This is a genomic window from Methylocystis sp. Se48, assembly GCF_056269425.1.
The window spans coordinates 3,591,671-3,616,584 of the sequence record NZ_CM149850.1 but is presented as its reverse complement, the minus strand read 5'-3'; the positions used below and the strand labels follow the sequence as shown (position 1 = coordinate 3,616,584).

Below are 24,914 nucleotides of genomic sequence, written 5' to 3'. Positions count from 1 at the left end.
CGCCTTCGGCATGCCCAAAACCTCGCCGGAGTCCACCACTCCTGCCCTCGATCTCCGCAAGGCGCGCGATGCGCGCCGCGCTGCTGCCGCTGACGCTGCTTCCGATTCTGCCCGGCTGCGCGACGACGACGGCTTCCGCCGGGACTGACGCAGTCGCGTGCTCGGCGTTCGAGCTGATCCGGTGGTCAAGGAAGGACACCGATGAGACTATCCGGCAGGTCAAGGCGCATAATGCGGCGTGGGCGGCGATCTGCACGTCCCCGCAGCGACGCTGAGAGCGCACGACGTGATCCAGACTACGCGTGCGTTATCACATCATCTAGCTTGGTGGCTTTGACAAAACGAGCAGGATTATCGCCAACCGCCAGCGCCCCGAAATGGGCTTCGCCGCATTTGATCTTCGCTGCTTCGCTGCTGCGGAGCGCGTCGGCAAACAGTGCCCCTTTTGTCTCGACGACGAAATAGAGCCGCTCCTTGTCGCCATCCGAGCTATGGCCGAATGTGGGTGACGGGCGCTGATCAAGCGGCGTGGCTTTCTCTGGCGTCGCTGCTTGCGACGCCGTCGACGAATTCTGACGCCTTCGATGAGCCGAGGCAACTGATTTGCGCCTTTCAATCTGCGCCAGGTTTTTGACGCCGCTCGAATGAGGGTGAAGACCATGATCTTCACCGTCTTCTGGGACAGAGCGCCCTTGGTGCGCACCGTCCGATGCCGGACGGTGGCGAAGACGCTCTCGATTGGATTGGACGTTCGCAGGTGATCCCAGTGTTCGGCGGGGAAGTCGTAGAACGCCAGCAATGCTTCTTCATCCTTGGTCAGGCAGGCGACGGCCGGCGCGTATTTGGTCCCGTATTTTTCGTTGAAGAGGTTTATCGCCGCGCGCGCCGCCGCCTTGGTTTCTGAGTGATGGATCTCCTGCAGGTCGGCCTTGACCGCCGCCGCCATGGACTTCGGGAACTTGCCGAGAATATTGGAGATCTTGTGGAACCAGCATCGCTGACGCCGCGCGGCTGGATAAATCTCGTCCATTGCTTTCCAGAACCCCAAAGCGCCATCGGCAACCGCAAGTTCGGGGGAGATTGTCAGGCCCCGCGCCTTGAGATCGACAAGCAACTCACGCCAGCTTTGCGCGCTTTCCCGGGCGCCCACATGAAAGCCGAGAAGCTCCTTTTTGCCTTCGGGCGTGGCGCCGATGATGACAAGAATGCATTCCGCTTCCGGCTCCATCCGCGCCTGTAGATAGACGCCGTCCGCCCAGATGTAGACATAGCGGCGAGCCGAGAGATCCCGACGTTGCCAGCGACCATGCTCCTCCCGCCAAGCCTCGATCAGACGAGCGATCACGCCCGGCGATAGGTTCGGGGCCTCTGGGCCGAGAAGGGCCGTCAGCGCCTCCTGAAGGTCGCCCATCGAGACGCCCCGCAGATAAAGAACCGGCAACAAGGCGTCGAGGCTGCGCGACCGGCGCGCCCATCTGGGCAGAATGTTCGAACTGAAGCGAACTTTCGCCGACGCCGGCGCATCGGCGGCGCGATCCCGGACCTTTTGCCGCTGAACGGTTATCGGCCCGATCCCGGTCTGGATGACCCGTTCTGGCCCGACGCCATGCCGCACAACACGTTGGCGGCCATCAGGCAGCCGCTCGTGGGAAAACATCTCGACGAAACTGTCCGCTTCAGCCTTCAGCGCGGCCGCAAGCATGCGTTGTGCGCCTTCTCGGGCAATCTCCGTCAGGGGATCGGAGATCAGACCCCGCTGCCGGAGATGGATGATCGTGCTATCTTCTTCCATGGCGTATCGCTCCTTTGGAGGAGCTGGCAGGATTCAGCACCCCCCACGATACGCCGCCTTTTCAGGCCCAATCACCCATTTTCAGTCATAGCTCATCAGGTCCAGGGATTCGGCTCTGAGCAGCGTGTTGAACCCCTCATCGGCCAGGAGATCCTTCAAAGCTTCAACGATGAAGAGAAGCCTGGCCTGGGTAAAGTCCGCCTTTTTCGCCACGAGCCGCTGTTTTTCCGCTTCCCGCTGATAAAGGCGCATGAGATCGTCGGCGGTCACGCGGCGTGAGCGATGTCGGCCTCCTGGCTGGTTGCCGGAAATCCCCTTGCTGCCCCTCAAACGCTGGTCAAGCAGCCTACGGATGGCGCGGAGTCCTTTTGCCTTGATCTTTCCGGATTCATAGGCCTCTACGAGAATGTTCTGCGCGTCGTTGCTTTCGGCTCTCGAAATATCCACTGCAACGCCAATTGGAATGAGGCCAGTTTCCACGGCGCAGACCAGGCGCTCCTCGCCGCGTTCGAGGAGCATCATGAGATCTTTGACCCATCCCGCTGTGCAGCCGATCTTTTGCGCGATTTCTTCCTCCGAATAGTCACGCTGGCGAAGCCTGGCGATCTCCTGGATGATATCGATCGGCCGATGCTGACGGCGGGCGATATTCTCGACGAGGCTCATTACCAGGCAATCGCTTTCTGGCGCAGCAGTAACAATGGCCGGAATCTCGGCGGCGCCTAAGATGCGGAAGGCTTCGAGCCGTCCCTCGCCGCAGATGAGATCGTAACGCGGCTTGCCGCCGTTATTCTTGCGGCTCACGGTGATCGGACGTTTCAGGCCGATTGCCTCGATATTTTCGACGAGCATTCGATGCTGACGCTTATTGCGCAAGCGTGGATTGAGCACGTCGATATCGGCGATGGCGATCATTTCGATATTCTGGGAGCGATGCGGAATGGTCATGCCGCCTCCCTGATGCGTGAGCGCGCCGCGAGCTTGTAGAGGACGTCGAGGTTCTCGAAGCGGTAGGCGTCGAGCGAAAGACCATTTTCTTCGGCGAGATGGACGCGTCCGCTGGCAACGTCGATTTCGGGAAAGAGATAAAAGTCGAAAGCCCGGTTGTTGTTGAGATCCATGCGTATCGCGAGGGTGATGTCTGGTTTGAGCCCCGTGTCGAACCGCAGCCGCCAGCGCAATGATCCACTCGGCGTTTTCCGGCAGCGAGCGATCACGACTGAAAGACGGAATTCGTCATTGACGACAATGAGACCCACGTCGGAATCTTGTCGAACCGTGGCTCCGGCTTGCGCCAGCCGAGTTACGACCGCTTCGAATATATCGGCGTGGATTTGGCGCAGCCCGCGATTGATCTCGATATAGCGATAGTCGCGGCGCGGCCTGTAGCCTACGAGGCTGTATGCGCGCAAGAGGCTGCCGAAGCGGCAGCGATAGGCGCTGCTCGACGGCATCCCTTCCTGTTCATCAATAATGAGCTCAGACAGTAACCCCTGCGTCTGAAAAAGCGCACGCAGCGCGTCGAGCATCGCTTCGTCCGAAAAGCGGGCCGACCGCGCCCGGATGATTGCTTGCGCGGCGGCGAAGAGATCGCGTTCGACGATTGCCGGGAACGCTCCTTCGGCGCGAATCCACATGTCCGGACTGTTGCGTATCCGCTTTTTCTTCAGCTTGAAGGAAATGCGATTCCAGACATTGTCGCCGACGTATTTCTCGTTGATAAGAATTTGATGAACGGCGCCTCTCGTCCATGCGCGGCCGAGGTCGGTCGGGACACCCCGCTCGTTTAATTCCTCGGCGATCTGCCGTTCGCTCCGACGGTCGAGGACGAATGCGCGGTAAATGACGCGCACGACATCAATCTCACTCTGCGGCCCGAGCGAGAGAACGACGCGGTCGGTCTGGATGCTCTTGTGCTGGCCTCGCTCCAGTTCGCCCTTCATGGCGCCGGTCTGGTCGACAAGGGCGCGGCGCAGGCCGAAGCCGGCGGGTCGACCTTGCCGGAACCCGAGTTCGATCAATCGGCACTGACCGGCAAAGACTTTCGCGGAAAGTTCACGGCTGTATTCTCCGGCCATCGCTCGCTTCACGCCCTTGACGATGGTCGAGATCGGGCTATCGTCGTTCTCAAACTGCTCGGCGCAATAGTGGATGACGATGCCCGCACGCTTGCAAATGTATTCGTCATAGGCGCTTTCGTCGGCGTCTTGGAAGCGGCACCAGCGGCTCACGTCGTAGACCAGGATCGCGTCGAAATCGGAGCGCCCGCCGATCACGTCGTCGATCAATCGCTTCAAGGCGTCGCGGCCGTCAATCCTGAGCCCGCTTTTGCCCTCGTCAGCATAGGTCCGCACAATCTCGAAGCCGCGAGCCGAAGCGTATCGTCGAATCGCATCTGCTTGGTTCTCGGTGGAATATTTCTGGTGATCGGTGGACATGCGGACGTATTGCGCCGCCCGTATGAGCTTCGACGATTCGGACGACGCCTTTGCAGAATCGTATCGATCGGAGTCGGCCACCACTTGCTCCCTCCGCAGGTGGCCGTGAGTGCGCTTGACCAACCAACGCGATTGCCGAAGCGCGACCACATCCAGCGCAAATCCTGCCGTTTCTGTCTCCTCGCCAGTCTAACCGGAGAGGGACGGACGCATGACCGCGAAAAAGGGCACAGTTTTTCACCCGGCCGAATACGCCGGCGAACCCGCCATAGATTATGCGGGCGCGGTTGCCGTCGCATTGCGCCAAGAACTCGGAACAACACATCAGGCTATCAAGTCGGTGATGCGCTGGACGGGCGCCGGCGAGCGGACAGTGAAGTACTGGTTTGCCGGAACCAGGGGGCCGAGTGGCGAGCATCTGATTTCTCTGGCGCGTCACTCTGACGCTATCGTTGAGCTGTTCCTCCGGCAGGCAGGCCGTCAGCAACATGCGAGCGCGCTCCGTCTCATGGAGGCGCGCGACAAGCTCGGCGAGCTCTTGAGAGTAATCCAAGCCATTCTCGGTGAGGATGCGGATGGATAACCCTAGGAGGTCAAATCACCTGAGCAGTTCCATGCGCCTGCATCCTCAATTCACGCGCTCGATAGGAACTGAAACGGCGCGAGAAAGGTTGGGCTGAATCGGCGCAACGCTCTGCGGCGGAAGCCGAGCCTCGTCGACGGTCGCGGAGCTCAATGCGCGGCCACTCACAGCGATTCGGCGATTCGCGCGGCTTCTTCGAAGCGAGCGCGCGCCGACTCCCGCAACCGCCCGAGCTTGAAATGGAGCGCCATTTTGCGAACCACCTCTTCGCGATCGGCGCCGTCGCCAAGAAACGTCGTCGCGAGCGAAGCAAGTTCAGGAAGCGGAATGTCGGCATGATCTCTGGCGCCGTCCGGCGATCCCCGGAACGCGGCTCCTGCAGCTAGATCAGCGCCTTCCGGCCAATAGACGACGCGATCGCCGTCCTTCGTGCGCGGGATGCGCGAAGAAACCGCGGCGAGAACGATCTCGCGGATACGATCTCCCGCGCGATTAAAGCCGTGAGCGCGCTTGATGCGTTCGATCAGCAAGTCCTCGTAAATCGGGCCCTCGATCGCGACGACATGGGCGACCATGCGACGCAGTTGCGACCGGTAAAGTGCATCATAAAATCGCTCGGGCTCCACGTCGAATCCCTCAGCGCCGAGATCGGCAAGCCTATAGATCGCAACTTGAGAGTTTGCTGGAGCTTGCTCATTCGGCGCCATCGGCGCTGCGCCTGCATAGATGCGCGTCGGTTCCTCGGCCGGGGACAGGACCGGCTGATCTGACGGGATCTCCGCGACGCGAACGGGTTTCACGGTATCAGGGGTTTGCTTTTCGGCAAGGTCGACGACGGCGTTTGCCGTATCGTGTTCTTCTTCGATCTCTGGTTCAGAGGGAGGCGCACTCGGTATGGCGCCAGCGGACTCGATCCTGGCGCGGGTGGTGCGGCTCGCTTCGACATCGGCCAACAGTTGCTGGTGCAACTTCTCACACGCCCCCTCGGAGTCGTGCCACCAGTCGGCGCTCCACACTCGGCGAATGCGCCAGCCGAGCTGCGTGAGGATGTGTTCGCGCAGTCGATCCCGGTCTCGCGCCGTGGCGGAACGGTGGTAGGTCGCGCCGTCACATTGAACGCCAGCAACGTATCGGCCCGGGGCATCCGGATCGACAACACCAAGGTCGACGCGAAAAGCCGAGACGCCGATTTGTGTATGAACAACCCACTCGCGCTTCTCCAGAGCCGCCTTGACCGCTTCCTCGAATGGCGACTCCGGGCCATTCCCCGTGGCGGCGAAGGCCTCCGCGATCGCCCGCGTTCCGCGCTCCGCGAATTCGAGGAAATGCTTGAAATCTCGAACACCTCGCGCATTCGTGCGCGAGAGATCGATTTGCTCTGGCCGCAATGTTCCGAAAACAACCATCTCATGTCGCGCGCGTGTGATGGCCACGTTGAGGCGGCGGTGCCCCCCGTTCTTATTGAGCGAGCTGATCGTCGCTATCGGCCGCCCGGTATTGTCAGGCGCAACGGCGACTGAAAAAAGGATAACGTCGCGCTCGTCGCCTTGCACATTTTCCAGGTTCTTCACGAACACTGGCTCGCGCCAACGCGCAGAATCGAAAAACACTTCAAGATCGGGATGGCTGCGGCGCTCGTGATCGAGGAGGTTCTCAATCAACCTCTGCTGCTCTCCGTTGAAAGTGACGACGCCGAGCGAAGAGCGAAGCAACGTGAATTCAGGATCCTTTAGCCGCCGGACGATTTCGGCGACCACGGCGCGCGCTTCCTCGCGATTCACGCGCCCCGAGCCGCGCTCATAGACTCCGTTTGGCACGTTGACGTACCGCACCGAGCGGTCATCCGTGACGGGCGACGGAAAGGTGACGAGCCGACCGCCGTAGTAGTGGTTATTTGAAAACGCGATAAGACTCTCGTGACGGCTCCGATAGTGCCAATCGAGCCGCCGCGACGGAATGTTGGAGGCTAGGCACTCGTCAAGGATACTCTCCTGGTCTTCGACGTCTATTCCGTCCTCGATATCGTCCACCCCACGCTCGCCGACGCTCGTCGGCGGCAGTTGCTCTGGGTCGCCAACAATAACGACCTGCTTGCCGCGCGCGATCGCGCCGATCGCATCCCAAACAGGAATCTGCGAGGCCTCATCAAAGATGACGATGTCGAAGGGCTCGCTGTCGGGGGGAAGATACTGCGCGATGGACAGCGGACTCATCAACAGACAAGGCGTCAATTTTGGCAGAATGGTGCGGGTGTTGGCGAAGAGCTGACGGAGCGGCTGATGTCTGGATCTCTTCGCGAGTTCACGCGCCAAAGTTCCCCATTCCGGATCGGCGCCGAAAGCGGTGGGCGAGGGAATGCCCCCGCTCAGCCGCGCACGCACGACGCGTTTCGTAAGCTCCGTGACGCGCTCGTCCGCCGCACGGAAGCGCGCTATAGCGTCCTCCTGGCGCGCGGCCGTGAAGGATCTGAGCACGGCGTCGTCCGTCATAAGGTGGTTCGCCCACCACCGCGCGTAAGCCGTTTCGAACGCGGCGAGTGCGTCGCCGGCGTGGATCAAGCCCTGCTCGATCGCGTCGGTCAGCGGAGCAAGCCCCGCAGTGCGCAAGCGTGACGCGGCGCCATTCCAGTGAAGCCAGCTTTGAGCGAGATGAAGATTCGCTTTCCAATTTTCCGCAATGGCGATGCTATCCTTGATCCAAGATGGGCCGTGCGCCAGTGGCGCCCCTGATTCCCCGCGTCCGGCCAGGCTCATCAACTGTTTCTGAGCTGTCTCCATCCTGTCAATTGCTTCGCTCAAGCGCTCGTGAGCCCGGCGCGCACTTCCTTCTGTGGCGAAGAGATGCACATACTCGCCGAGAAGCAGCATGATATGTTGCCGGATAACATCGGTCTCCATGCCCAGGAGGGACGCGAGCTCTTCGGACAATCGACTTGCGTCATTAGCCCATTCAACCCAGGGCAGAAAGGCTTTCAATTCCGTATCCAGGCCGGCGGCGGCGTTTCCGAAGGCGACGAGTCGATGGCTGATCGCGTCGCCGGCGTCGGCGAACTTGCGCATTTCGATAAGGATGACGAGGTCTGGCCCAATATCGTCTGAGAGCGGAGACATGGCGAAAGGCTGGAGCTTCTTCCTGACCTGCTTGAGTTTGCCGCCGCGGACGAGGAAGTTCGCCTCGCCGGCAGATCTCCACTCTGACAACAACTGCCTCAAGTCTTCGTGGAAGACGCTCGGCCGGTAGGCGGATTTCAAGTCCTTCCTCAGTCTGGCGGCTTGTTCTTGGAGTTCCCCGAGCTTGGCAAGGCCTTCCATCATGGCGGCGCCGTCAGGCGCGAGGAAGCGGGCGCCCATCGGAGCAGCTTTGTGGTTAAGAAGTCGGCCAAGCCTGCGCAGGACCTCCATCTCCGTTCGCGTTTCCTTGACGTCAAGACCGACGGTCTCGGCCAAGGCCTTCGCTTTCCCATCCAGATTTCTGGCGGCGTCTATGAAAGAAGCAGCTGCATCTTCCAGCTCAGAGCGCCAGGAAGCGCTCCATTCGGTCGCGACAATCCCCTGAAGCGGATGTTTTGCGGGGCTCCCGACTTCGCGCAGATCGACGCAGGCTTCTCGGATCAAATCACGGAACGCGGCGAGCTGTTCGGCCGTATGTTCGACGGCGCCCCATTCGAGTATGACGTCATTGAACAAGCCTTGTGCAGCGACGACGCGGCCGAAAGCTTGATGCGCTGTCATGCCGTTCTTGCGCCGACGATGCAGCGCCGAGACCAACGTATTGAGCTCGTCACGCAATTTCGCCAACTCTGAAGTCGTCGGCGCCCAGTCTTCCGCGACTGGCGCGGAGCGCTCGTGCCATGCAGTTTTCAATTGGCTAAGAACAACCGACTTCTGAGCCTTCGTCGAATGAATCTCAAGGCAGTATTCGCCGAGCCCAACTTCGTTCAGCCGACGCTGCACCACTTCTAAGGCGGCCGTCTTCTGCGAGACGAACAGCACGGATTTGCCCAGAGCCAGGCATTGCGAGATCATGTTGGCGATGGTCTGGCTCTTGCCAGCGCCGGGGGGACCGAATAGCACGAAATCCTTGCCCTCGGCCGCCGCCAACACTGCGGCGAGCTGCGAGGAATCGGCCAGCAGCGGCGCGAACAAATCCGCAGGGTGATGGTTTCGATCGATCCCGTAGGGGTCTGGAAAACTTGAATGATCTCCATAACTCTGTTTCGGCGTATCTATGAGATGTCTGACAACCGGATTGCGCTTGAGAATTTCCATTCTGTCGACCAAGTCCCTCCACATCAAGAACTTGGTGAACGAAAACGTCGACAGAACGACGTCGGGCGTCACTTCCCAACCCTTTAGATCACGAATGTGCGTCCGGATGATTTGCCAGATGCGAGAAACGTCGAGCCCGCTTGCGTCGGTCGGCAAATCCTTATCAAACTCCGGTATGTTGAGCTTATAGTCTTGCCGCAGCATTTGCAGCAATGTCGGGTTAACACGAGCGTCCTCTTCATGCGCGGCCAAACGAAAACCGCTTCGTACGCTGGCGCGATGCAAGGACACGGGGATCAAGATGAGGGGCGCACGGTAGAGTTTTGAGCCATCCTTCTGTGTCCACGTCAGAAAGCCGAGAGCAAGGAACAGAACGTTCGAGCCGCCTTCCTCGAACGCCGTCCGCACCAAGCGAAACAACTCCGTCAGCCTAGCATCGAGCTCACTCTCGGTTACGTTCGTATGGAGCTCACTTCGCTCCAACGCCTCCAATAGAAAACGACGACGGCCGTCCTCATGTCGCTGTTCTCGAAATAGCGCCGCGTCTCGCGGGTCTTCGGCGCCGAGCACATCAGCGCGCGGCAGCAACCTGAATTTGCTCCCCGACGACAGCAAGTCTTCCAGTCGAGCGGGGTCGGGACATTCGATCGAGAGGCCTTTCTTGGTGTCCTTGAAATTCAGTAGCTTGTTGCGCAACGAAAGATCGAGGAGCTTGCGTTTCCATCGTTCGAGACGATCAACGGGGCCTTCGCTCTCCTCCTTGGCGGCAACTTCCTCCAAGAATGGGGGGGCGTCTTCAATTTCAAGCTCAACGGGCCGGCCATCGTCGGCAGGGCGGATCGCGGCGGAACCATCGCCAAGTTCCAAGGGCCGAATTCCTAATGAACGGGCGCGTTGGACGTCGAGAGCAAACTCAAGAGCATCAGGCGCATCTTCGTCAACGAGGTTCGCAGCATGCTCTACCGCCTGTTTGAAACGCGCAGGCGGAGTATGCGTGAGGAGCGTCGTCTCGACAAAAATCATGTCCTCCAGATCGCGCCGCTTCCGCAGCATTTGCATGTCGTCCACTATGGCCGTGGGTAAGCCATCGTCTTTGAGCCACAGGCCAACGAATGCATGACCATTGGTCAGCACAAGCACGGGATTGAGATGGGCCTGTTCCAGGCATGCGGCGAACAGAAGTGCGCTGTCGAGGCAGGTGGCCAGTTGGCGCTCCAAAATGTCGCTTGGGCTACGCACCTTTTGCCCCGAGCGCTCGAAGCTCGCGGGCGGCAAGACATAGGCGATGCTGCGGCTTGCAATTGCCGCCCAGATTGCTCCGGCGAGTTCCCATGCTCGCTGGCGCGACCCGGATTTATACCCGTCGATCGCATTGTGTTTCCCGGCCGCGGATAGCTTTGAGGCGGCGTCGCGGAGAATAGCGTCGACGGCCGGATCGTTGGGCCGCACGAAGGCGGCGAGGAGCTCGGGCGCGGCGCCACTTCCGCCCCAATGCGAAGGCGGATAGAGCTGGATCGGCGAAGACTCCTCGGCAAGCGGGACCGCGCCCGCCACCGCCCTGATCACGAGGCTGCCTCGAACCCCTTCGTTGATCTTCCTCAAAAACGCGGCATCGAGCTGAAGACCTAGCGCGCGCACATGATGGGTTGCCCCAGCGCCGATTCGTTCAATGCGGATTATCAGCGGCGCTGCAAACGACGGTTCGGAGATAATCGAAAGCTCCACATCCGCGACGTCCGCCTCATACGAGTTGTTCAGCGCAATCTCGTGGATGACGGGAATCGCGTTTTGGTGGAACGCGACGCTTATATGGTCTGCAACGGCGCTTTTAATGGTGAAATTTGTATCGGTCATTGAGACGCCTCTCGCCCACGCGACACAGCGTGTGTATTTCGGTTTGTCGCGAGTCGGCGAGGCCGAATGGAGTCGCGACGCGGGTTCGCTTGAACCAGTCTCTCAGTTGGAAACGCGGCGGCTTCCCTCGTTCATTCCCTGCGCCGTCCTTCTCAGTAATTCGGCAACCGGATGCCGGCGGTCACCTGCAGACCCAGACTCTTGCCCGCTTTGATCATCGTTTTGTCGAGGCTGTAAATCGTTTCCGCGCCATGATTTTTTGCAATCGCCAAGTGGAAGGCCTCGCCGGCCCGCAAGCCCGTGTCACGTGATTTGAGAAACTCTCGCGCGAGGCTGAAATCTTCGACGTTCGGCAATAGGACGACGAAAGACTCATCGATGATCTCCTCAAATTGATCATCAGCCCGCATGGCCGCTTTGGCTTCGAGCCCGCCCATGCGCACCTCGCGAGCAAGCAGAGAAGAAAACTCGACCCGCGTCCAGTGGCTGACCGTCAATTTCTCCATCGGCAGACCGCCGACGAATCTCGCGATCTTCTCGCTCGTGGCCTCGGGCAGGACGAGCGGGACGAGGAAAGAGGTGTCGAAATAGAGCATTCGCAGGGCTTGGCCTTTTACAGCCCTTCATCCCGCAGCTCGCGCAAGAGCTCAGCGCTCGGCCGCCGCAACGACGGCATGGCTGCTCGAAATTCGGCCAGCTCCTTAAGGCGGAGAGGTTTCTTTGTCGGCGTGGTGGGCAAGATATGGGCCACGGCGCGGCCTCGGCGGGTGATCACCACTTCCTCGCCGGCCTCCACCTTGTCCAGCAATTCGCTCAGATGGGCCTTCGCCTGGGCCAGGTTGACCGTAACCATTGAGGCGCCTCGTCTGGTCATCAAATTGGTCATACTATAGCCTGCCGAGCGACGGTTGCCCATGGATTTCTTCTTGGCGGAATTTCGCGGCATTACGCAGGGCTGATCTGCGATTGCACAGAGAACGTTTGCTCCCGGTCCCTCTCCCTCCGCCAGCTAGGGTCTGGACTCAATTGATCCAATAGCGGAGGGCGGCAACGATGCACAGGCCGGCGAGGAAGTTTCGAGCGGTTTTGTCGTAACGTGTGGCGATGGCTCGAAAGTCCTTCAACCGGCAGAACGTCCGCTCGATGACGTTGCGCAGGCGGTAAAGTTCCGCGTCGAACGGAAAGAGGCGCTTGCGGTTGACTTTATTGGGAATGACCGGCGTCGTGCCGCGTGCTTGCAGGAAGAGGCGCAAATGATCCGCGTCGTAGCCCTTGTCGCCGATCATTTGTTCGCTCGGCGCGGTCGCGGCGAGCAGTGTCGCCGCGCCCGTGACGTCGGCGACGCGTCCGCCCGTCAGCAGGAAGGCGTGCGGTCGTCCTTCTTCGTCGACGAGCGCGTGGATTTTCGTCGTGCGCCCGCCGCGCGAGCGGCCGATGGCTTGATTTTGCGCCCCCCTTTTCTGGCGCCGCTCGCCGAGCGATGCGCCTTGACCGCCGAACTGTCGATCATGGTGAGCGCTGGCGGGTCGCCGCTTGCGACGAGCGCCGAGAATATGCGTTGCCACAGGCCCCGCTGGCTCCAGCGATTGTATCGGTTGAAGACCGTCGTATACGGCCCATACTCGTCGGGAAGCGCGCGCCATCGGCAGCCCTCGCGCAGCCGATGGACGATGCCGCTGATGATGCGGCGATCGTCCTGGCGCTTGGGCCCGGTGTGGACCATCGGAAGATGCGGCTCGATCGCCGCCCATTGCTCATCGCTGAGCCAAAAATTGTCCGCCACGAATCAAGCCCTCCTGAAGAGCTTGAATCACGGCGCGACGTTCAGTTCAATCGGGTACAGACCCTAGGAGTACCTCAACCGATAACCGACGCCGATCTCAGTTTCAATGAGCTGATTGGCATCCGGGTCAGGCTCAAGCTTCCGGCGCAGCTGGCCAATGTAGACCCGTAGATAGGCAGCGTCTTCGACATGCGCTGGGCCCCAGACGGCCTGCAATAGCTGGCGGTGCGTCACCACCTTGCCGGCACTGGCGACCAGAACAGCGAGCAGGTCATATTCCTTCCGCGTCAAGCTCAAGCGTTCGCCGTGACGCGTCACAAGCCGCTTCACCAAGTCGATCGTCAAAGGGCCGATTTGGACAACAGGTGCCGGCGCCTCGCGCGAAATGCTGTGCCGAAGCGCTGCCCGCAGCCGTGCGAGAAGCTCACCGATGCCGAATGGTTTGTTGACGTAATCGTCGGCACCGAGATCGAGCGCATCGATCTTTTCTGCTTCGCGGGCGCGCGCTGAAACGACGATGATCGGCGTTCGGCTGCCCTCGCGCAGAATGCGTACGACCTCTTTGCCGTCCATATCCGGTAGGCCGAGATCGAGCAAAATGACGTCGGGCGCTTCAGATGTGGCGCGCTTGATCGCTTCTGTGCCGGTTGTCGCTTCGATCGCCTCGTATTCGTTTGCTGTCAGGCTCGCTTTGAGGAAACGCAGGATCGGCGGCTCGTCATCAACGATCAGAATACGCCGACGTTGCGGGGTTGTGGTCATCGCATGGGCTCCCGCTCGCGCGCCAGCGACTTACCCGCTGGCAATGTGATGCTGAGCCGTGTTCCACGACCGTTCCTGATCGGGCTTTCGGCCGTGATCGTTCCACCCATCGCTTCGATAAGGCCCTTGCAGATCGAGAGACCAAGACCAGCGCCAGGCGCGGCGGCGACATCCACCGTTCGGGTAAAGCGGTCAAACACATGCGGCAGAAGTTCCGATGAGATCCCTGGCCCGTCATCCTCCACAGTCAACCGAACGTCGTGATCCTCCGCGGTTGCAACGATCCGGACCTGGGCACCCCCGTGCTTGGCGGCATTGTCGAGGATGTTAACGAGAACGCTGTCTGTCAGTACTGGATCGGCTTCGATCGGCGGCAGCCCACCAGGAAAGTCGCGTGTCACGACGAGTGAACCTTTGGTCTTGCGAACCGCCGCAATGGCGCTCTCGACCGCATCCTGCAAGTCGACCAACTCCCGTTTGGGCTTAAGCGCGCCGCCCTCAAGCCGCGTCATTTCGAGGAGATTGTTGACGAAGCGATCCAGCCGCCGCGCCTCATCCTCGATCGTATTGAGGAGTGAAACCCTGTCGTCTTCGCCAATCCTGGCGCTGTCTCGTCGCAAGCTGCTGGCAGCGCCGAGAATGGCTGTAAGCGGGGTGCGCAGATCGTGGCTGACTGACGACAAGAGCGCGGCGCGCAGCTTCTCCGTCTGCGTCAAAGCCTCGACGCGGGCAGCATCGGAGGCGAAATTGATCCGCTCCAAAGCGACGGCGCCTTGATCAAGGACAGCATCGACGGTCTGTCCCTCGTCGCCCTGCGGTGCGCGCTGGCCGGCGATGCCGAGGACCCCGAGCGTGCGGGCTGCCGTGCGCAGTGGCCGGAAATGCCAAGCTGCCGTCGGCATGGTTCCTGTCCCCGCTCCCGCCGGTTCGCTGTGCTGAAGCGACCAGCGCGCGGCCGCCAAGTCGCGCGCCGGAAGATCGTCCTCGGGCGGCCACGCATAGCGAACCCTTATATCATCGCCGTCCGGCAGGAGCAAAACCGCAGGATGGCCGGTCAAGCGGTGCAGTTGCAGCACGATGGCGTGGCACAGCTCATCGATCGAGACCTTGGCGCCAAGGCGGCGCGAGAAGTCGTAGAGCGCCTGAAGCGCCGTGATGCGGGCCCTTTCGGCGAGCGCCTGATTTCGGATGCGGGCGGCAAGCGTGCCCGTGGTGACCGCCACCGCCACGAACACGATCAGAGTGACGATATCGGCCCAGCTTGCCACCTCGAAGGTGTGGAAAGGGTCCGTAAAGAAGAAATTGTACGCCAGGAACCCGGCGGCTGACGTCGCGATCGCCGGCCCCGTTCCCGACCGAACGGCGCTCACGAGGACTGCCGCGAGGAACAGCATCGCAATGTTTGCGCCGCTGGCGAGCTCCCGGACACCAACCGCGACACCGACGACCGCACCCACGCCCGCCATGCCTTCCCCGTATCGAAGGGCCTCGGCGCGCCACGGGCCGACGGGCCGGGGCGGAAGCGGCGGCCCTTTCTCCGGCGCCTCGTTCACGACGTGGATCGCAACACCATCCGCGCGCCGGATCAGTTCGGAAACCAACGAGCGGCCCAAGACCTGGCGCCACCAGAGCGTTCGGGTGCGCCCGATGAAGATCTGGGTCACGTTCATCCGGCGGGCGTAGCCGAGGATGTCGCCAACGAGATCGGCGCTGGTGAGCCGCTCAATGCGGCCGCCCAGCCGCTCGGCGAGGGTGAGAGCCTCAGCGATGCGCGCATCGGCCTGCGGGTTCGAGAGCCGGCCTTGCGGCTCGATGGTAACTGCAAGGAACGGCGCCTTGAGCTGGTCCGCGATGCGGTTGGCGGCGCGCACGACGGCCGCGCCCAGCCCGTCGGGCCCGACCAGCGCCATGATCCGCTCGCCGGCGGGCCACGGCCCATCGATGGCGTGCGCGCGCATGTAGCCGACGAGCTGGCCATCGACCGTGTGAGCGGCCATCCGCAGAGCCAGCTCACGCAGCGCCGTCAGATTGCCGGGCTTGAAGAACGCCTCGCGCGCGCGGCCCGCCAGATGGGGCGCATAGACCTTGCCTTCGGCTAGCCGCGCCAGCAGGTCCTGTGGCGGCAGGTCGACCAGTTCGATCTCGTCGGCGCGTTCCAGCACGGCATCCGGAATGGTCTCGGCGACGCGCACGCCGGTGATGCGCGCCACCACGTCCGTCAGTGATTCCAGGTGCTGGACATTGAGGGTGGTGTGGACGTCGATGCCGGCCCGGATTAATTCCTCCACGTCCTGCCAGCGCTTGGGATGACGGCTCTCCGGCGCATTGGTGTGCGCGAGTTCATCCACCAACAGCAGGGCCGGCCGGCGAGCGAGCGCGCCATCAATGTCGAACTCGTCGAGCGTCTGGCCGCGATAAGCGACGCGGCGGCGGGGTAGAACTTCGAGGCCCTCAACGAGCTCCATCGTCTCGGCGCGCCCATGCGTCTCGATCACGCCGGCGACTACGTCCAGCCCTTGCGCCCTCAATCGTCGTGCGCCGGCCAGCATCGCGTAGGTCTTGCCCACCCCCGGCGCCATGCCGAGATAGACTTTCAGGCGGCCACGCGTCTCCCGCTCGGCTTCTGCCAGCAGAGCGTCAGGGTTTGCTCGTGTATCGACACCCTTCGCCATGGCCCATCTTACGTCATTGCGCAGGCTTCAGGCCATCGAGGGCGAGGTTGAGGGCCAGCACATTGACGCGCGGCTCGCCGATGAACCCAAGCGTCAGACCTTCCATGTGCCGTTCCACGAGCGCCAAGATTTGCGCCGGCGGCAGTCCACGCGCCACTGCAACGCGCGCGACCTGCGCGCGGGCGTTTTCCGGCGAGATATGCGGATCGAGCCCTGACGCTGAAGCCGTCACAGCATCGGCTGCGACCGGCCCACCACCGAAGCGCTGAGCCTCAGCCGTGACGCGCTCCATCAGCGCTTTCGAGGTCGGCCCGAGGTTCGCGCCGCTGGAGGATGCAGCGTCATAGCCGTCGCTGCCGGCCGCCGATGGCCGCGGCCAGAAGTAGCGTTCGGATACGAAACGTTGGCCGACGAGGGCGGAGCCGATCACTTGCCCGTCCCGCTCAAGCAGACTGCCATTGGCCTGTGTGGGCATCAGGGCTTGCGCGACGCCGGTCACCGCGAGCGGATAAGCAAGGCCAGTCAGAATGAGAAACTGGCCGAGGAGGACGACGGCAGGACGAAGAATGCTGAGCATGGCGGTCAGGCCCATCCGAGGGTTGAGACTATGACGTCGATCAGCTTGATCCCGACGAAGGGTGCGACGAGCCCGCCGAGGCCATAGATGGCGAGATTTCGCCCGAGAATGGCGGCCGCGCCTTCGGCCCGATAGCGCACGCCCTGGAGGGCGAGCGGGATCAGCACGACTATGACCAGCGCGTTGAAGATGACCGCCGAAAGGATCGCGCTTTCTGGCGTGGAAAGCCCCATGACGTTGAGCGCACTGAGCTGCGGGTAGCTGGCGATAAACAGCGCCGGCAGGATCGCGAAGTATTTCGCGACGTCGTTGGCGATCGAGAAGGTGGTGAGCGCGCCACGCGTGATCAGCATCTGTTTGCCGATCTCCACCACCTCGATCAGTTTGGTGGGGTTGCTGTCGAGATCGACCATGTTGGCGGCATCGCGCGCGGCCTGCGTGCCAGTCTGGAGCGCGACGCCGACATCCGCCTGCGCCAGCGCGGGCGCATCGTTGGTGCCGTCGCCGCACATGGCGACGAGCCGGCCGCCTTCCTGCGCCTTGCGGATATAGTCGAGCTTGTCCTGCGGTGTCGCCTCCGCGATGAAATCGTCAACGCCCGCTTCGGCCGCGATGGCGGCGGCCGTGACGCGATTGTCGCCGGTGACCATGACTGTTCGAATGCCCATGGCGCGCAGCGCGGCGAAGCGCTCCTTGATGCCTTGCTTGACCACATCCTTGAGGTGGATGACGCCGAGCAGGCGGCCGTTCTCGCTCACCGCCAGCGGGGTGCCGCCCGTGCGGGCGATGCGTTCGACCGCAGCGGTGAACTCGGCGGGAGCGATTCCACCAACGTCCTTCAAGACGCCGTCGACCGCGCCTTTGCGGATGCGCAGGTCGCCGAGATCGACGCCCGACATCCGTGTCTGCGCCGTGAAGGGCACGAACACCGCAGTCGGGTCGGCAGCGGGCTTCGCCAGTCCATAGCGCCCTGTCGCCAGATCGACGATGGAGCGGCCCTCGGGCGTCTCGTCGGCCAGCGATGAGAGCAGAGCAGCCTCCGCCAGCCTCGCCTCGCTCACGCCTGCGACCGGGACGAAGGCATCCGCCATCCTGTTGCCGAAGGTGATGGTGCCGGTCTTGTCAAGCAGCAGCGTGTCGACATCGCCCGCCGCCTCGACCGCGCGGCCGGATGTCGCGATGACGTTGAACCGCACCAGTCGATCCATTCCCGCGATGCCGATCGCCGACAGAAGTCCGCCGATCGTGGTCGGAATGAGAGTGACGAACAGAGCGATCAGCACAGGCACCGAAGGCGGCTGTCCGCCCCAGCTCGCGAGTCCGACGAGCGTCACGACCGCGATCAGGAAGATCAGCGTCATGCCGGCAAGCAGCACATCGAGCGCGATCTCGTTCGGCGTCTTCTGGCGCTTGGCGCCTTCAACGAGCGCGATCATGCGGTCAAGGAAGGTATCGCCAGGCTTTGCGGTCACCCTGACAACGATCCAATCTGAGAGGACGAGTGTGCCGCCGGTGACAGCCGAGCGATCGCCGCCGCTCTCTCGGATCACGGGCGCTGACTCGCCAGTCACCGCGCTTTCATTGACCGAGGCGACGCCCTCGATCACCTCTCCGTCGGCGGGAACGATGTCGCCGGCTTCGACCAATACGACTTCGCCTTGAAGCAGATCTTCCGCCGCCTTGTGCTCAAACAGGACACGGGTGTCGGGAGAAAGAAGCACTTTTGCTGTCACGTCACTGCGAAGCTTGCGCAGAGCGTCGGCTTGGGCGCGACCGCGGCCTTCAGCAACCGCTTCGGCGAAGGTCGCGAACAAGACCGTGAACCAGAGCCAAGCTGCAAGCTGAGCATTGAATGCGAAAGCCTGCCCCGCAAAACCGTCGCGGAGGGCGATGAAGGTCACCACGGCCGCGACGATCTCGGTGACGAAGATCACCGGATTGCGCACCAGCTTGGCGGGACTGAGCTTGGCGACCGCATCGCGCAGCGCGCGCAGCAGGAGCGAAGCATCGAAGGCGGAGGCCATTTCGGCCGATTTGGCGATCATGACAGCGGCTCCAATCAGAAGGTACGGCCTGCTTGCATCAGCAGGTGCTCGACGATCGGCCCCAGCGCGAGCGCGGGGAAGAATTGCAGGCCGCCAAGAATCAGGATCGCGCCCATGAGCAGACCGACGAACAGTGGACCCGTGGTCGGGAAGGTGCCGGCGGAGGGCGGGGACTTGACCTTGATCGCGATGGACCCCGCCAGCGCCATGACCGGCACGACATAGGCGAAGCGGCCGAGCAGCATCGCGATACCGAGCGTCGTGTTGTACCAAGGCGAGTTGGCGGTCAATCCAGCGAAAGCCGAACCGTTGTTCCCGCCCGCCGAGGTGAAGGCATAGAGGATCTCCGACAGCCCATGCGGCCCGGCGTTGAGGACTCCAGCCTTGCCGGGCTCCAGCACCGCCGAGAGCGCGGCGAAACCGAGGATCGCGACGGGCAGGATCAGGACGGCCAGCATCGCCATCTTGATCTCCTTCGCGCCGATCTTCTTGCCGAGATACTCGGGCGTACGCCCGACCATGAGCCCGGCGACGAACACCGCGAGAACGGCGAAAACGATCATGCCGTAGAGCCCTGACCCGACCCCGCCGGGCGCAACTTCACTGAGCTGGATCAGAAAGATCGGCACAAGGCCGCCCAGCGGCGTGAAGCTCGCATGCATGGCGTTGACCGAGCCGTTCGATGTGCCAGCCGTGGATGCCGCCCAGAGCGCGGACATGTCCACGCCGAAGCGCACCTCCTTGCCTTCCATGTTGCCGCCCGGAACGCCGAGACCGTGCATCATCGGATTCCCGGCGCTCTCGGCCCAATATGCCCCGGCGACGCCTGCGAGCAGGATCACCCCCATGGCGGCGAACAGCGCCCAGCCCTGGCGCTGATCTCCGACCATGCGCCCGAAGACGAGCGGCAGGGCGAAAGCGAGCGCCAGGATGGCCCATATCGAGATCAAATTCGTCCAGGCGTTCGGGTTCTCGAACGGATGGGCGGAATTCACGTTGAAGAAGCCGCCACCGTTCGTGCCGAGCTGCTTGATCGCGAGCTGCGAGGCGACAGGGCCCATGCTGAGCGTCTGCTGTGCGCCTTCGAGCGTCGTTGCCGAGACAGAGGCCTGCAAAGTCTGCGGGACGCCGAGCGCGATGAAGACAAGCGCCATCACGAGGCAGATCGGCAGGAAGACATAGAGGACTGTCCGCGTCAGATCCGCCCAGAAGTTGCCGAGGTCGGCCGTCCCTTTCGAGGCAAAGGCACGCACAACCGCGAGCGCCAGCGCAATGCCAGTCGCGGCCGAGACGAAGTTCTGCACCGTCAGTCCGGCCATCTGGCTGAACAGACTCATGGTCGTCTCGCCGCCATAGGACTGCCAGTTCGTGTTGGTCACGAAGCTGACGGCGGTGTTGAAGGCGAGGTGATCGGGCAGCGCCGGCAGGCCTGCCGGGTTCAGCGGCAAGAGGTGCTGGAGCCGCAGGATGGCGTAGAGCAGCACGAACCCTGCCGCATTGAACGCCAGCATGGCGAGCAGGTAACGCCGCCAATCCTGCCCTTTGCCGGGATCAACCCCTGCGGCGGCGTAGAAGCCGCGCTCCACGGGCGCGATCACAGGCGACAACAGCGTGGGTTCGCCAGCGAACACGCGCGCCATGTAAGCGGCGAGAAGCGGCGCGGATGCCCCGACGATTGCGAGAATGAGGGCGATCTCCGCCCAACCGGTCCAGGTCATGGGCGTGTTCCTCAGAATTTCTCGGGCGCAACCAGCGCCACAACGAGATAACTGAACAAGGCAACGGCCACGACGCCGGCGAGAACAAGATCGGCCATGGCGTCAGACTCGCGCACAGAGGGCGGCGTAGCCCGCGAACAGAGCAAAAGCGCCGATGCCGAGCGCCAGAAAGAGAATATCGCCCATGTGCAGCTCCTGAGAAGGAAGGAGCTTTTCAATACTCAACGATGGCGCAAAGGCGCGATACAGAAATTGAACGTGCCCTATAAAGAAATTGCAAAGACGTGAATGCCGCTCACCCCTGTTGAGTCGACGAAATGGCTCACCCTGTTTGCGCTATCTGCACGTTCGCGCCTGATCACGCAGGCGGGCATAGTCGAGCATCGCCTGTTCCAGCGCCGTGCCGGGTGGCAGACTGAACCGCGCCGGGTTTGGCGGAGGCCAATCCGTTTGAGTCACGCCGGCCTGGCGCGCTCCCCGAGTTGCGCATAATAGCGCGCTTTGGCTTCTGCCGGCGGGATATTCCCGACTGGTTCGAGCAGCCTGCGATTGTTGAACCAGTCGACCCATACGAGCGTGGCGAATTCGACGGCCTCGAAATTCCGCCACGGCCCGCGCCGCCAGATCGCCTCGGCCTTGTAGAGCCCGTCGATCGTCTCGGCGAGCGCATTGTCGCAAGAGTCGCCAACGCTGCCGACCGAGGGCTCGACGCCGGCCTCGGCGAGGCCGCTCGGTGTATTTTATGGCGACGTATTGAACGCCTCGATCGCTATGATGCACAAGGCCGCCGCCGTGAACCGGTCGGCGCTCATGCAACGCCTGCTCTAACGCGTCGAGGACGAAGCCCGTATGCGCCGTGCGTGAGGCGCGCCAGCCGACGATCCGCCGGGCGAAGGCGTCGATCGCGAAGGCTACGTAGACAAAGCCCTGCCAGGCGGCGACATACGTGAAGTCCGCCACCCACAGCGCATTCGGCCGCGGCGCCTGGAACTGCCGGTTCGCCCTGTCCAGGGGACAGGGCGCCTTGCGGTCGCTCAGCGTCGTCCTTGCCAGCCTGCCGCTCACGGCCCCCGTAGCCCCATCTCCCGCATCAGCCGTTCGACCGCGCATCGCGCCGCCTTCTCTCCCTCCCGGCGCATTTGCCGCCACACCTTGCGGACGCCATAGACCTTGAAGTTCGCTTCGAAAACGCGCCGGATCTTTTCCCGAAGCCCCGCATCCCGACGCGCCTGCGCTGATGCGTTCTTGGGATCGCGCCGCTGCGCCGCGTGCGCGCGATAGGTCGACGGGGCGATCGGCAGGACCTTGCAGATCGGCTCGACCCCGTGCGCCTCTCGATGCGCGTCGATGAAAGCGATCATGGTTTCGACCGGCGGTCGAGCTCCGCCGCCGCAAAATAAGCCGACGCCTTGCGCAGGATTTCATTGGCCTGCCGCAACTCGCGGTTCTCCCGCTCCAGGGCCTTCAGTCGGGCGCGCTCGTCGCTCGTCAAACCCACCCGCTGGCCGCTGTCACGCTCCGCCTGGCGAACCCAGCTCCGCAGCGTCTCTCCCGTGCAGCCGATCTTCCCCGCAATCGAAGCGATCGCCGCCCATTGCGAGGCATGGTCCCCCTGACGCTCCAGCGCCATCCGAACCGCCCGCTCGCGAACTTCACGTGAAAATCTGTTCAATGTCTTCTCTTTGCTTCCATGCCCCATCCTCTCAAGGGTTGGGGCCTCCGCCAAACCCCGCGCGGTTCAGCTCGAAAAATTTCCACGTCTTGTCGGGGAGCGGAAACTGCGAACATCCGCTGATACATTCGTGATCGGACTGGCAAAGGTTTCAGCGTTTCAGATCGTAACCGATGAAAAACCCACAGGAAACTATCAGCGCCCGAACATTCCAGACGTTGTCGCCGAGCTTGGGATGACCCCTGGAGTGCACCCCGTTTTGACCGGACAGCGGGCATTCCCGATAAGGCATAGGCGTAAGCCTATGAATACGACTATGACCAATGCCCCCGAGACGCCCGTTTCGCGCGTCGAAGTCATCACCTCTGTTCAGCGCCGCCGGCGTTGGAGCGCTGCCGAGAAGCTCCGCCTCGTCGAGGAGGCCTCCCAGCCCGGGATGAGCGTGTCCTTCGTCGCCCGCCGAGCCGGGATCGCGCCCTCTCAGCTTTTCGCCTGGAAGCGCCGCATGGCCGAGGGCGGTCAGGCCGCCGTGGCGGCGGATGAGGACGTCGTTGGCGCCTCGCAGGTCCGCGATCTCGAGAAAAAGGTCCGTGAACTGGAGCGCCTGCTCGGCAAGAAGACGATGGAGGTCGAGATCCTCCGGGAAGCTCTCGACGCGACGCGCGCAAAAAACCGATCTTGCCGCTCGTGTCGTGGAAGGCGGACGCTTCCCTTTGAGCGTCGTCGCAAAAACGCTGGGCGTCGCCCGCTCGAACCTCGCCGCGCGCAAGACGGGAAAGTCGAAGCCGCGCGGCCGCTACCGCAAGGCGGAGGACGCGGACCTCGCGGCGCTCATCCGCGCCATTGTCGACGAACGCCCGACCTATGGCTATCGCCGCGTCTGCGCGCTGGCGAACCGAAAGCTGCGGGTCGAGGGCAAGCCGCCCGTCAACATGAAACGCGTGCTGCGGATCATGCAGAACAACGGATTGACGCTCGAACGCCATACCGCGCGCCGGCTGGGCCGCACCCATGACGGCGTCGTCGTCGCGCTGCGCTCGAATTGCCGCTGGTGTTCGGATCATCTCGAAATCCGCGCTCGCAATGGCGAGGTCGTGCGTATCCTCTTCGTCATCGACGCCTGCGATCGAGAGATCATCGCCTGGTCCGCGGTCGCCAATGGCGGCGTCTCGGGCGAGATGGTCCGCGACCTGATGGTCGCCGCCGTCGAGCGCCGCTTTGGCGTCTTGAAGGTTCCGCGCCGGGTCGAGTGGCTCTCCGACAATGGCAGCGCCTACATTGCCGCCGACACAGCCGATACGGCGCGCGCGCTCGGCTTGACGCCGTTGTTCACGCCGATGCGCAGTCCCGAAAGCAACGGCATGTCGGAGAGCTTCGTGAAGACGCTCAAACGCGATTACGCCCGGCTCGCCGTTCTGCCGGACGCGGAAACGATCCTTGCCAAACTGCCCGGCTGGATCGAGGATTATTGTGAAGTTCACCCGCACTCGGGCCTGAAGCTCCGATCCCCTCGGGAGTTCAGCCGCCTCAGTGCTTAACAAGCCCCGCCCGCTGTCCGGTCAAACGGGGTTCACTCCAACCCCATGTATGGGTCTGCTTGATATGATCCGCAGTGAGAAATGGGCGATTGGATAGATTTATTCATCACGATAACCGGGTACCACTGACCAGGTCGTCCCATCGTGAATGCCCGCGCCAAACGCAGGCATGGCGCGGGGCCAGCGCTTTTTCCCTCACTTCTCCTGCGGCAGCAGCGCCAGCAGGTCCGCCATCTTCGGCGCGGCGGCGGGGTTCATCATGCCCACGACGTGATAGCCGGCGTCGACATGCAGGATTTCGCCGGAGACGCCGCGCGACATGGGGGAGAGGAGATAGGCGGCGGTCTCGCCCACTTCCTCGATCGTCACGACGCGGCGCAGCGGCGCATTATATTCGTTCCAGCGCAGAATGTAGCGGAAATCGCCGATGCCGGAGGCCGCCATGGTCTTGATCGGCCCCGCCGAAATGGCGTTGACGCGGATGTTTTTGGCGCCGAGGTCGGCGGCGAGATAGCGCACGCTCGCCTCCAAGCCCGCCTTGGCGACGCCCATGACGTTGTAATGAGGCATCCATTTCTCGGCGCCGTAATAGGAAAGGGTCAAGAGCGAGCCGCCTTCCGGCATCAGCTTCTCGGCGCGCTGGGCGATGGCCGTGAAGCTGTAGCAGGAGATGTTCATCGACATCAGGAAATTGTCGAGCGTCGTGTCGACATATCGCCCGTCGAGCTGGTCCTTGTCGGAATAGGCGAGGCAGTGGACGACGAAATCCAACTTGCCCCACAGTTTCTCGACCTCGGCGAAGATCGCGTCGATCGTCTCCGGCTCGGCGACGTCGCAGCGGCCGACGACCTGCGCGCCGAGTTCCGCCGCAAGCGGCCGCACGCGCTTCTCCAGAGCCTCGACCTGATAGGTGAGCGCGAGTTCGGCCCCCGCCTGCGCGCAGGCCTTGGCGATGCCCCAGGCGATCGAGCGATTGTTGGCGACGCCCAGAATAAGACCCTTCTTTCCGGCGAGAATTCCGGCGAACGGAGCGGCGGGCGCGGCTTGCTGAGTCATCGGAGCATCCATTTTTGAGGCGTAAACCAAGGCTGCGGCCCTTTAGCGTGGATTTCGCGCAAAGAAAACCCTGACCGGCGCCGTAGGCCTTGCATCGGAAAATCCTTCGCGGATAGAAAAATGCTATCCATGGCCCCATGGCCATTTGGGGCGGGT

General features: G+C 62.5%; 18 protein-coding genes, 2 pseudogenes and 1 other annotated feature. Of the genes and pseudogenes, 4 read left to right on the top strand and 16 right to left on the bottom strand.

Annotation, left to right across the window (positions count from 1 at the left end; all coding sequences use genetic code 11):
* Nucleotides 1-68 precede the first annotated feature (68 nt).
* Complete coding sequence (locus ACV959_RS17530; RefSeq protein WP_475737823.1) at nucleotides 69-275, top strand: hypothetical protein; 207 nt, start codon at nucleotides 69-71, stop codon at nucleotides 273-275.
* Between the two features lie 21 nt (nucleotides 276-296).
* On the opposite strand, the gene ACV959_RS17525 is transcribed toward ACV959_RS17530, so the two are convergent.
* The 4 genes and pseudogenes from ACV959_RS17525 to ACV959_RS17510 form a co-directional block, all read right to left on the bottom strand.
* Nucleotides 297-617 (bottom strand): restriction endonuclease, encoded by a 321-nt coding sequence (locus ACV959_RS17525; protein ID WP_475739710.1) that lies wholly within the window; start codon nucleotides 615-617, stop codon nucleotides 297-299.
* A pseudogene (locus ACV959_RS17520) lies at nucleotides 566-1,792 on the bottom strand (IS256 family transposase); the annotation flags it as partial. The gene ACV959_RS17525 and the pseudogene ACV959_RS17520, both read right to left, overlap by 52 nt.
* 81 nt (nucleotides 1,793-1,873) lie before the next feature.
* Nucleotides 1,874-2,740, bottom strand: a complete 867-nt coding sequence (locus ACV959_RS17515) for a plasmid partitioning protein RepB C-terminal domain-containing protein (RefSeq protein ID WP_475737822.1) — start codon at nucleotides 2,738-2,740, stop codon at nucleotides 1,874-1,876.
* A complete protein-coding gene (locus ACV959_RS17510; protein WP_475737821.1) occupies nucleotides 2,737-4,380 on the bottom strand; it encodes a recombinase family protein in 1,644 nt (547 codons plus the stop codon). The genes ACV959_RS17515 and ACV959_RS17510 overlap by 4 nt, the downstream gene beginning before the upstream one ends.
* Before the next feature lie 61 nt (nucleotides 4,381-4,441).
* On the opposite strand from ACV959_RS17510, the gene ACV959_RS17505 reads away from it, so the two are divergent.
* Nucleotides 4,442-4,813: a hypothetical protein gene (locus ACV959_RS17505; RefSeq protein ID WP_475737820.1), complete on the top strand. Its 372-nt coding sequence runs from the start codon at nucleotides 4,442-4,444 to the stop codon at nucleotides 4,811-4,813.
* A 164-nt stretch (nucleotides 4,814-4,977) separates the two neighbouring features.
* Here ACV959_RS17505 and ACV959_RS17500 read toward each other — a convergent pair whose 3' ends face one another.
* The 10 genes from ACV959_RS17500 to kdpF all read right to left on the bottom strand — a co-directional run bounded on the left by ACV959_RS17500 (nucleotide 4,978) and on the right by kdpF (nucleotide 20,590).
* Entirely contained in the window at nucleotides 4,978-10,935 is a 5,958-nt protein-coding gene (locus ACV959_RS17500) for a DUF3320 domain-containing protein (RefSeq protein WP_475737819.1), read from the bottom strand.
* Between the two features lie 152 nt (nucleotides 10,936-11,087).
* Nucleotides 11,088-11,531 carry a type II toxin-antitoxin system VapC family toxin gene (locus ACV959_RS17495; protein ID WP_475737818.1) on the bottom strand — a complete coding sequence of 148 codons (444 nt, stop codon included), beginning with the start codon at nucleotides 11,529-11,531 and terminating at the stop codon, nucleotides 11,088-11,090.
* Nucleotides 11,532-11,548: 17 nt separating this feature from the next.
* Nucleotides 11,549-11,851, bottom strand: coding sequence for a type II toxin-antitoxin system Phd/YefM family antitoxin (locus ACV959_RS17490; protein WP_475737817.1), 303 nt, complete (start codon nucleotides 11,849-11,851; stop codon nucleotides 11,549-11,551).
* Nucleotides 11,852-11,957: 106 nt separating this feature from the next.
* Nucleotides 11,958-12,658, bottom strand: a protein-coding gene (locus ACV959_RS17485) for an IS5 family transposase (protein ID WP_475739620.1) whose coding sequence is annotated in 2 segments (ribosomal slippage) — nucleotides 11,958-12,395 and nucleotides 12,398-12,658 — 699 coding nt in all. Because the reading frame shifts where the segments join, the coding sequence is not laid out codon by codon here.
* Nucleotides 12,659-12,781: 123 nt separating this feature from the next.
* On the bottom strand, nucleotides 12,782-13,480 hold the full coding sequence (locus tag ACV959_RS17480; protein WP_475737816.1) for a response regulator: 699 nt from the start codon (nucleotides 13,478-13,480) through the stop codon (nucleotides 12,782-12,784).
* Nucleotides 13,477-16,152 carry a DUF4118 domain-containing protein gene (locus ACV959_RS17475; protein ID WP_475737815.1) on the bottom strand — a complete coding sequence of 892 codons (2,676 nt, stop codon included), beginning with the start codon at nucleotides 16,150-16,152 and terminating at the stop codon, nucleotides 13,477-13,479. Before ACV959_RS17475 ends, ACV959_RS17480 begins: the two co-directional genes overlap by 4 nt.
* Nucleotides 16,153-16,165: 13 nt before the next feature.
* On the bottom strand, nucleotides 16,166-16,729 hold the full coding sequence (kdpC, locus tag ACV959_RS17470; RefSeq protein WP_475739709.1) for a potassium-transporting ATPase subunit KdpC: 564 nt from the start codon (nucleotides 16,727-16,729) through the stop codon (nucleotides 16,166-16,168).
* Between the two features lie 5 nt (nucleotides 16,730-16,734).
* The gene (kdpB, locus tag ACV959_RS17465) at nucleotides 16,735-18,774 is read right to left on the bottom strand and encodes a potassium-transporting ATPase subunit KdpB (RefSeq protein ID WP_475737814.1); all 2,040 of its coding nucleotides are present in this window, start codon (nucleotides 18,772-18,774) and stop codon (nucleotides 16,735-16,737) included.
* Between the two features lie 14 nt (nucleotides 18,775-18,788).
* Nucleotides 18,789-20,492: a potassium-transporting ATPase subunit KdpA gene (gene kdpA / locus ACV959_RS17460; protein ID WP_475737813.1), complete on the bottom strand. Its 1,704-nt coding sequence runs from the start codon at nucleotides 20,490-20,492 to the stop codon at nucleotides 18,789-18,791.
* Nucleotides 20,493-20,503: 11 nt separating this feature from the next.
* The gene (kdpF, locus tag ACV959_RS17455) at nucleotides 20,504-20,590 is read right to left on the bottom strand and encodes a K(+)-transporting ATPase subunit F (protein WP_475739708.1); all 87 of its coding nucleotides are present in this window, start codon (nucleotides 20,588-20,590) and stop codon (nucleotides 20,504-20,506) included.
* Between kdpF and ACV959_RS17450 the strand changes: the two genes are divergently transcribed.
* A complete protein-coding gene (locus tag ACV959_RS17450) occupies nucleotides 20,589-20,780 on the top strand; it encodes a hypothetical protein (protein ID WP_475739738.1) in 192 nt (63 codons plus the stop codon). The genes kdpF and ACV959_RS17450 overlap by 2 nt on opposite strands.
* Before the next feature lie 167 nt (nucleotides 20,781-20,947).
* On the opposite strand, the pseudogene ACV959_RS17445 reads toward ACV959_RS17450, so the two are convergent.
* Nucleotides 20,948-22,191, bottom strand: a pseudogene (locus ACV959_RS17445) (IS3 family transposase).
* Nucleotides 21,779-21,895: a sequence feature (AL1L pseudoknot), on the bottom strand. It overlaps the preceding pseudogene by 117 nt.
* Nucleotides 22,192-22,480: 289 nt before the next feature.
* On the opposite strand from ACV959_RS17445, the gene ACV959_RS17440 reads away from it, so the two are divergent.
* Nucleotides 22,481-23,702 (top strand): IS3 family transposase gene (locus tag ACV959_RS17440; RefSeq protein WP_475737812.1). Its coding sequence is split into 2 segments (ribosomal slippage): nucleotides 22,481-22,830 and nucleotides 22,829-23,702, totalling 1,224 coding nucleotides; the frame shifts between segments, so codons are not numbered across the junction.
* Between the two features lie 195 nt (nucleotides 23,703-23,897).
* Here the strand turns inward: ACV959_RS17440 and fabI are convergent.
* Complete coding sequence (gene fabI, locus ACV959_RS17435) at nucleotides 23,898-24,758, bottom strand: enoyl-ACP reductase FabI (RefSeq protein WP_475737811.1); 861 nt, start codon at nucleotides 24,756-24,758, stop codon at nucleotides 23,898-23,900.
* Nucleotides 24,759-24,914: the final 156 nt, after the last annotated feature.

What these genes read in the sequence shown, in the direction of transcription:
- ACV959_RS17530 (WP_475737823.1), top strand. Translation starts at nt 69, where the DNA reads ATGCGCGCCGCGCTGCTGCCGCTGACGCTGCTTCCGATTCTGCCCGGC.
- ACV959_RS17515 (WP_475737822.1), bottom strand. Translation starts at nt 2,740, where the DNA reads ATGACCATTCCGCATCGCTCCCAGAATATCGAAATGATCGCCATCGCC.
- ACV959_RS17505 (WP_475737820.1), top strand. Translation starts at nt 4,442, where the DNA reads ATGACCGCGAAAAAGGGCACAGTTTTTCACCCGGCCGAATACGCCGGC.
- ACV959_RS17500 (WP_475737819.1), bottom strand. Translation starts at nt 10,935, where the DNA reads ATGACCGATACAAATTTCACCATTAAAAGCGCCGTTGCAGACCATATA.
- ACV959_RS17495 (WP_475737818.1), bottom strand. Translation starts at nt 11,531, where the DNA reads ATGCTCTATTTCGACACCTCTTTCCTCGTCCCGCTCGTCCTGCCCGAG.
- ACV959_RS17490 (WP_475737817.1), bottom strand. Translation starts at nt 11,851, where the DNA reads ATGGGCAACCGTCGCTCGGCAGGCTATAGTATGACCAATTTGATGACC.
- ACV959_RS17480 (WP_475737816.1), bottom strand. Translation starts at nt 13,480, where the DNA reads ATGACCACAACCCCGCAACGTCGGCGTATTCTGATCGTTGATGACGAG.
- ACV959_RS17475 (WP_475737815.1), bottom strand. Translation starts at nt 16,152, where the DNA reads ATGGCGAAGGGTGTCGATACACGAGCAAACCCTGACGCTCTGCTGGCA.
- kdpC (WP_475739709.1), bottom strand. Translation starts at nt 16,729, where the DNA reads ATGCTCAGCATTCTTCGTCCTGCCGTCGTCCTCCTCGGCCAGTTTCTC.
- kdpB (WP_475737814.1), bottom strand. Translation starts at nt 18,774, where the DNA reads ATGATCGCCAAATCGGCCGAAATGGCCTCCGCCTTCGATGCTTCGCTC.
- kdpA (WP_475737813.1), bottom strand. Translation starts at nt 20,492, where the DNA reads ATGACCTGGACCGGTTGGGCGGAGATCGCCCTCATTCTCGCAATCGTC.
- ACV959_RS17450 (WP_475739738.1), top strand. Translation starts at nt 20,589, where the DNA reads ATGGCGTCAGACTCGCGCACAGAGGGCGGCGTAGCCCGCGAACAGAGC.
- kdpF (WP_475739708.1), bottom strand. Translation starts at nt 20,590, where the DNA reads ATGGCCGATCTTGTTCTCGCCGGCGTCGTGGCCGTTGCCTTGTTCAGT.
- fabI (WP_475737811.1), bottom strand. Translation starts at nt 24,758, where the DNA reads ATGACTCAGCAAGCCGCGCCCGCCGCTCCGTTCGCCGGAATTCTCGCC.